The 7,098-nt window shown below is 71.6% G+C and carries 7 protein-coding genes and 1 pseudogene; 6 read left to right on the top strand and 2 right to left on the bottom strand.

The annotated features are described in order from the left end of the window. The 4 genes and pseudogenes from GTW43_RS36995 to GTW43_RS37800 form a co-directional block, all read left to right on the top strand. Positions 1-450, top strand: a pseudogene (locus tag GTW43_RS36995) (glutamine amidotransferase); the annotation flags it as partial. A gap of 163 nt (positions 451-613) precedes the next feature. Further along, positions 614-1,639 carry a 6-phosphofructokinase gene (locus tag GTW43_RS36990; protein WP_161306339.1) on the top strand — a complete coding sequence of 342 codons (1,026 nt, stop codon included), beginning with the start codon at positions 614-616 and terminating at the stop codon, positions 1,637-1,639. 127 nt (positions 1,640-1,766) lie between these two features. Beyond that, positions 1,767-2,720, top strand: coding sequence for a cytochrome c oxidase assembly protein (locus tag GTW43_RS36985; protein WP_161306338.1), 954 nt, complete (start codon positions 1,767-1,769; stop codon positions 2,718-2,720). Positions 2,721-2,815: 95 nt separating this feature from the next. Then, a complete protein-coding gene (locus GTW43_RS37800; RefSeq protein WP_202502406.1) occupies positions 2,816-2,974 on the top strand; it encodes a hypothetical protein in 159 nt (52 codons plus the stop codon). 19 nt (positions 2,975-2,993) lie between these two features. Here GTW43_RS37800 and GTW43_RS36980 read toward each other — a convergent pair whose 3' ends face one another. Next, positions 2,994-3,380: an SSI family serine proteinase inhibitor gene (locus GTW43_RS36980; RefSeq protein WP_161306337.1), complete on the bottom strand. Its 387-nt coding sequence runs from the start codon at positions 3,378-3,380 to the stop codon at positions 2,994-2,996. A 212-nt stretch (positions 3,381-3,592) separates the two neighbouring features. Between GTW43_RS36980 and GTW43_RS36975 the strand changes: the two genes are divergently transcribed. Then, positions 3,593-4,312: a lysophospholipid acyltransferase family protein gene (locus GTW43_RS36975; protein ID WP_161306336.1), complete on the top strand. Its 720-nt coding sequence runs from the start codon at positions 3,593-3,595 to the stop codon at positions 4,310-4,312. A 61-nt stretch (positions 4,313-4,373) separates the two neighbouring features. Further along, positions 4,374-5,411: an NAD(P)-dependent oxidoreductase gene (locus GTW43_RS36970; protein WP_202502405.1), complete on the top strand. Its 1,038-nt coding sequence runs from the start codon at positions 4,374-4,376 to the stop codon at positions 5,409-5,411. A gap of 85 nt (positions 5,412-5,496) precedes the next feature. Here the strand turns inward: GTW43_RS36970 and GTW43_RS36965 are convergent, their stop codons facing one another. Further along, positions 5,497-7,089, bottom strand: a complete 1,593-nt coding sequence (locus GTW43_RS36965) for an alpha/beta hydrolase (protein ID WP_161306340.1) — start codon at positions 7,087-7,089, stop codon at positions 5,497-5,499. Positions 7,090-7,098 lie beyond the last annotated feature (9 nt).

The raw sequence follows: 7,098 nt of genomic DNA, 5'->3' as shown, positions 1-7,098 counted from the left end.
TCCGTGTACCAGATCCTCGGCCACGAGTTCATCAACGACCTGGGTGAGCGCGAGCCGGGCCTCGGTCTGCTCGACGTGGTCTCCACCCGGGGCGAGGGCGAGCGCTGCGTGGGCGACGTGCTGGGTGACATCGACCCGCAGCTGGGGCTGCCCCCGCTGACCGGCTTCGAGAACCACCAGGGCATCACGCACCTCGGCCCCACGGCCCGCCCCTTCGCCCGCACCCGCATCGGCCGGGGCAACGGCACGGGCGACGGCACCGAGGGCGCCTTCAACGACACGGTGTTCGGCACGTACATGCACGGGCCCGTGCTGGCGCGCAACCCGCAGATCGCCGACCTGCTCCTGAAGCTGGCCCTCGATGTGAACGCGCTGCCGCCGGTGGACGAGCAGTGGTACGAGGCCCTGCGCAACGAGCGGATCGCGGCCGCGACGGCCCAGCCCGCGTAGCGTCCACACCCCCTTCGGGGCAGGTCGCCGCCCATATGAGCGGGGTTGTCCAGCAGGCGGACGCCCCGTACGGAAGGGCCCCCGGACGCCGATAAGGTACGGGGGTCCAGCCGGACGGCGCGGTCCGGCCATCGGCCCACGTTTGCAAAGGTATTGCGGGCTTATGCGTATTGGTGTCCTCACCTCCGGCGGAGACTGTCCCGGACTGAACGCCGTGATCCGTTCGGTCGTCCACCGAGCCGTCGTCGACCACGGCGACGAGGTCATCGGCTTCCACGACGGGTGGAAGGGCCTGCTCGAGTGCGACTACCGCAAGCTGGACCTGGACGCCGTCGGCGGCATCCTCGCCCGCGGCGGCACCATCCTCGGCTCCTCGCGGGTGCAGCCCGCGCATCTGCGGGACGGCGTCGAGCGGGCCCGCGGCCACGTCGCCGAGCTGGGTCTCGACGCGATCATCCCGATCGGTGGTGAAGGCACCCTCAAGGCCGCCCGGCTGCTGTCCGACAGCGGCCTGCCGATCGTCGGCGTACCGAAGACCATCGACAACGACATCGCTGTCACGGACGTGACCTTCGGGTTCGACACGGCCGTCGGGGTCGCCACCGAGGCCCTCGACCGGCTCAAGACCACCGCGGAGTCGCACCAGCGCGTACTGATCGTCGAGGTCATGGGCCGGCACACCGGCTGGATCGCCCTGCACTCGGGCATGGCCGCCGGTGCGCACGCCGTCGTCGTGCCCGAGCGCCCCTTCGACATAGAGGAGCTCGCCGAGAAGGTCGGCGCGCGCTTCGAGGCGGGCAAGAAGTTCGCGATCGTCGTCGCCGCCGAGGGCGCCAAGCCGCGTGCCGGGTCGATGGAGTTCGACGAGGGCGGCAAGGACGTCTACGGCCACGAGCGGTTCGCCGGCATCGCCCGCCAGCTCTCCGTCGAGCTGGAGCAGCGCCTCGGCAAGGAGGCGCGTCCGGTGATCCTCGGGCACGTGCAGCGCGGCGGCACCCCGACCGCGTACGACCGCGTCCTCGCGACGCGGTTCGGGTGGCACGCCGTCGAGGCCGTGCACCGCGGCGAGTTCGGCCGGATGACGGCGCTGCGCGGCACGGACATCGTGATGGTGCCGCTGGCGGAGGCCGTGGAGACGCTCAAGACCGTGCCGGACGAGCGCTACGCCGAGGCGGAGTGCGTGCTCTGAGTCACCTGCCCGCACACCCCGGTGCGCCCTTCTGCTGAACGAGCTGCCCCCGGCCGCGTCCGCGGCCGGGGGCAGCTCTACTCTGGGTGCGCACAATCCGTACGAAACGATCAACAGGAGCCGGCGGATGGATCACAGCGGGCACGGCATGAACATGGATCTGCCGCCGTTCACGCTGGGGCGTGGCCTCGGCTGGTCGGCCGACCCCTTCTTCCTGGTCGGCTGCCTCGTCGCGCTGGGGCTGTACGGCTGGGCCGTCGTGCGCCTCGCCCGGCGCGGCGACAAGTGGCCGGTGTCCCGGACCCTCTCGTTCGTCGTCGGTGTGCTCACCATCGCCCTGGTGATGTGCACCAGGCTGAACGACTACGGGATGGTCATGTTCAGCGTGCACATGGTGCAGCACATGGTCATCAGCATGCTGTCGCCGATCCTGCTGCTCATGGGCGCCCCGATCACGCTCGCCCTGCGCGCCCTGCCGGTCGCGGCCAAGCGCGGCAGCAAGGGGCCGCGCGAGCTACTGCTGGCGCTGCTGCACAGCCGCTACATGCGGATCATCACGCACGCGGCCTTCACGATCCCGCTGTTCATCGCGAGCCTGTACGCGCTGTACTTCACGCCGCTGTTCGACTTCCTGATGGGGTCGAAGGTCGGGCACATCGGGATGATGGTGCACTTCCTCGCCGTGGGCCTGGTGTTCTTCTGGCCGATCATGGGCGTGGACCCGGGACCGCACCGCCCCGGGTACGTGATGCGGATGCTGGAGCTGTTCGCGGGCATGCCGTTCCACGCGTTCTTCGGCATCGCGCTGATGATGGCGAGCACGACGATGGTGGGCACGTTCGACAACCCGCCGGCCTCCCTCGGCATCGATCCGCTGGCCGACCAGACGGCGGCCGGCGGCATCGCGTGGGCGTTCAGCGAGGTCCCCTCGGTCCTCGTCCTGCTCGCGCTCCTCTTCCAGTGGAAGAAGTCCGAGGACCGTCAGGCGCGCCGCAAGGACCGCGCCGCGGACCGGGACGGGGACGCCGAGCTGGCCGCGTACAACGCCTACCTCGCCTCCCTGAACACGCGCGGACAGTAGCGCCACCGCCCGCTCACGGGTGACTATGGGCATCTGGCCGCGGCTCGGGCGCCGCACACCGCCGTACGCCGTCCGGGCTGCCGGGAGGAGGCGTGATGCCCGGATCCACGAAGACCATGGGTGCGTTCACCGTCGGCGGCCTCGTGGCCGTGACCGCCTACACGGTCGCCCTGGGGAGCAACGGCTGGCTGTGGTTCGGCTGGGTCCTGCTCGGCCTGATCACCGTGGCGATGGTGGCCTCGCGCAGCGCGTGAGCCGCCGTGCGCGGCGGCCTCAGAAGCGGAACACGTCGCCGGTCGCGGACTCCAGCGTGCAGGCGTTCGGGAAGGTCCTGCGCCAGTTCACCGTCCGGCCCTCGAACGTGCCGTGCGCCGTGGCGGTGACCGGGTCCTGCTCGTCCGTGCAGCGGTACGGCTGCCCCTCCAGGGCGTCCGGGTCGCCGCCCGCCGCGTGCAGGGCGGTGCAGGACTCCGTGGCGTACGGGTGGTGGCCGCCCGGACCGGGCGTGCACTCCAGGCGGACCCCGCGGGTCCAGGTGTCGCCGGCGCCGGACACGGTCAGGTACAGCCCGTCCCGCGGGACGGGCTCGGCGGCCCCGGCGGCCGGTACGGCCGCGCCGAGTGACAGCAGCGCGGCAGTGGCGAGGTGCAGGGTCCGCATGCGGGCCTCCCGATACGAGGACGACAAGGTGGGACCAGAGCACCCCTCCTGCGGCCCGCCGCCAAACGGACGCGCCGTGCGGGGCGGGCAGTGGGCCCGAAAGGGCTCTCGCGCGGGGACTCGCGATTGACTACTGTGCGCACGCGTCACAGCTCTTCGCGCCCGCACCCGGCGCGCGCACCACATGGATCCACGGGGGAAGGCGACCGGCGATGTTCTACCGACTGCTCAAGTACGTCCTGCTCGGCCCGCTGCTGCGGGTGATGTTCCGGCCGCGGATCGAGGGGCTCGAGCACATCCCGGACGAGGGCGCGGCCATCGTCGCGGGCAACCACCTGTCGTTCTCGGACCATTTCCTGATGCCCGCCATCCTGAAGCGGCGGATCACGTTCCTGGCGAAGGCCGAGTACTTCACGGGACCCGGGCTCAAGGGCCGGCTGACGGCCGCCTTCTTCCGCAGCGCGGGCCAGATCCCGGTCGACCGCTCCGGGCGCGAGGCGGGCCAGGCGGCCATCCGCGAGGGCCTCGGCGTGCTCGGCCGGGGCGAGCTGCTCGGCATCTACCCCGAGGGCACGCGGTCGCACGACGGCCGGCTCTACAAGGGCAAGGTGGGCGTCGCGGCGATGGCACTGGGCGCCGGGGTCCCGGTGATCCCGTGCGCGATGATCGGCACCTTCGAGGCGCAGCCCCCCGGCCAGAAGATCCCGAGCATGCGCAGGATCACGATCCGCTTCGGCCGCCCCCTGGACTTCTCCCGGTACGCCGGTATGGAGAGCGAGAAGGCGATCCTGCGCGCGGTCACCGACGAGATCATGTACGCCATCCTCGAACTGTCCGGTCAGGAGTACGTCGACACGTACGCGGCCGTCGCCAAGGCGGAGGCCGAGGAGGCGGCGAAGGCGCGGAAGTTCCCGCGGATGCCGCTCAGCTGAGCTGCTCTGCGCTGGGCAGAAAACCCTGGGGCCCCGCGCGGCCCCCACATACGGTCACGGCATGAAGAAAGCACTGGTGATCGGCGGAGCAGGACAGATCGGCCGGGCGGCGGTCGGAGCGCTCGCCCGGGACGGATGGGACGTGACGGCAGCGTCGCTGAGCGGGCGCTCCGATCCGCACTGGCCCGGTGAGGCGCGTGCGGTCGCGCTCGACCGGGACGACGACGCGGCGCTCGCCGCGCTGGTCGGGGACGGCGTCGACCTCGTCGTGGACATGGTCGCGTTCGAGCCACGGCACGGGCGGCAGCTGGCGGCGCTGGCCGGCCGGGTGGGTTCGGCCGTGGTGATCTCCTCCTGCTCGGTGTACGAGGACGAGAAGGGGCGCGGGTTCGCGACGCAGGGCGAGCCGGACGGGATGCCCGTCTACCCGGTGCCGATGCCGGAGTCCTGGCGGACGGTGGCCGCGGGCGACGAGGGGTACGGGCCGCGCAAGGTGCTGATCGAGCAGGAGCTGACGGGCCTCGGCGAGCGGTTGCCGACGACCGTGATCCGTGCGGCGGCGGTGCACGGGCCGCACTGCCGCACGCCGCGTGAGCTGTACTTCGTGAAGCGGAACCTGGACGGACGGCGCACGCGGGTGCTGTCGTACGGCGGCACCTCCCGGTTCCATCCCTCGAGCGTGCGCAATCTCGCGGAGCTGGTGCGGCTCGCGGCGGCGCGGCCCGGTTCCCGGATCCTGAACGGGGCGGACCCGGACTGCCCCACGGTGGCCGAGATCGGTGCCGCGATCGACGGGCTGATGGGGGTCGAGACCGAGACGGTGCTGGTCGACGGCGGTCCTCCGGCGCCGATGGTCGGGGACACCCCCTGGTCGATGCCGAACCCGGTCGAGATGGACATGTCCGCGGCCCGCGCGGAGCTGGGATACGAGCCGGTCACGACGTACGCGCAGGCGCTCCCCGAGACGGTGGAGTGGCTGACGGCGCGGCTGCGTGAGGAGCCGGACTGGACGGTGGCGTTCCCGAAGATGGCCGCGTCGTACACGACGGGGATCTTCGACTACGCGGGCGAGGACGCCTGGCTGGCCTCGCGCGGCTGAGGTCACGGACCGCGGACGACGGCCGGCCCGGTCCCCCGCGAGGGCGGAGGACCGGGCCGGCCGCGTGCGGTGCCGCGTCAGGGCGTCACGGTGTGGGCGTGGCGTGCGGGGCGCACGTCACGTCCTTGTGGTCCACCTTGCCCGTGAGCAGGTAGGTGTCGACCCGGTCGTTGATGCAGGGGTTCTTGAGCCCCGTGACGCCGTGCGAGCCGGCGCCCTTCTCGGTGATCAGGCGCGAGCCCTTGAAGCGCTTGTGCAGCTCGACGGCGCCCTCGTACGGGGTGGCGGCGTCACGCGTGGACTGCACGATCAGGACCGAGGGCAGACCCTTGCCGGTCTTGACGTTCAGCGGCGTCTGCTGCTTGGTCTTCCACGTGGCGCACGGCAGGTTCATCCACGCGTTGGCCCACGTCATGAACGGGTACTGCTCGTGCAGCTTCGTGTTGTCGCGGTCCCAGCGCTGCCAGCTGGTGGGCCACTTGGCGTCGGCGCACTCGACGGCCGTGTAGACGGCGTTGCCGTTCTCGGCGGACGCGTTGCCCGCCTTGTCCGACATGTCGGGGGCGGCGGCGTCGATCAGCGCCTGGGTGTCACCGGCGGCGTACTGGCTCCAGACCTGGGCGGTGGGCGCCCACGCGGAGTCGTAGTACGGCGCGCTCTGGAAGAAGGAGATCAGCTCGGCCGGTCCGAGGACCCCGCCGATCGGGCTCTTCTTCGCGGCGGCGCGCAGGGTCTCCCAGCGCTGCTGGACCTTGGCCCGGGTGTCGCCGAGGTGGTAGGTGGCGTCGTTGGCGGCGACCCAGTCCTGCCAGTCCTTCCAGCGGCCCTCGAAGGCGATGTCCTGGTTCAGGTTCGCCTGGTACCAGATGTTGTCCTTGGCCGGGTTGACGACGGAGTCGACGACCATGCGGCGGACGTGGCCCGGGAAGAGGGTGCCGTAGACGGCGCCGAGGTAGGTGCCGTAGGAGACGCCCAGGTAGTTGAGCTTCTTCTCGCCGAGGGCGGCCCGGATGACGTCGAGGTCACGCGCGGTGTTCGGCGTCGTCATCTGCGGGAGCATCTCGCCGCTGCGCTCGTAGCAGCCGTCCGCGTACTCCGCGGCGAGCTTGCGCTGGGCGCGCTTGTCCGCCTCGGTGTCGGGGACCGGATCGGCCTTGGGCGCCTTGACGAACTCCTGCGGGTCGACGCAGGAGATCGGCGCGGAGTGACCGACGCCGCGCGGGTCGAAGCCGACGTAGTCGTACGCCTTCGCCGTCTTCGCGTACAGCGGGTTCTTGGTGGTCACGCGCGTCGGGAAGCGCATGCCGGAGCCGCCGGGACCGCCGGGGTTGTAGACGAGGGAACCCTGGCGCTCGCCCTTGGTGCCGGTGCTGCCGACGCGGTCGACGGCGAGCTTGATCTGCTTGCCGTTCGGCTTGGCGTAGTCGAGCGGCACGGTGACCCAGCCGCACTGGATCGGCGAGGCCAGCCCCCAGTCGGCGGGGCAGTCCTTCCAGTCGATGCCCTTCTTCTCGGCGCGCGCGGCCGCCAGGGCGGCTCCGCGTGCCTCGCGGTCGTGGCTGCCGTAGCCGCCGTGGCCGCCGTGGCCGCTCTTCTGCGGCGTGGCGTTGGCGACCGGTGCGCTGACCGCGCCGGCTATCAGTGCCGCGGCCGCAAAAGCGCCCGCGGTGCCGATCACCGCCTTCCG

The sequence above is a fragment of the Streptomyces sp. SID5785 genome (assembly GCF_009870065.1).
Taxonomy (GTDB): Bacteria; Actinomycetota; Actinomycetes; order Streptomycetales; family Streptomycetaceae; genus Streptomyces.
The sequence above is the reverse complement of the archived record's forward strand: the minus strand, read 5'-3'. Positions and strand labels throughout refer to the sequence as shown.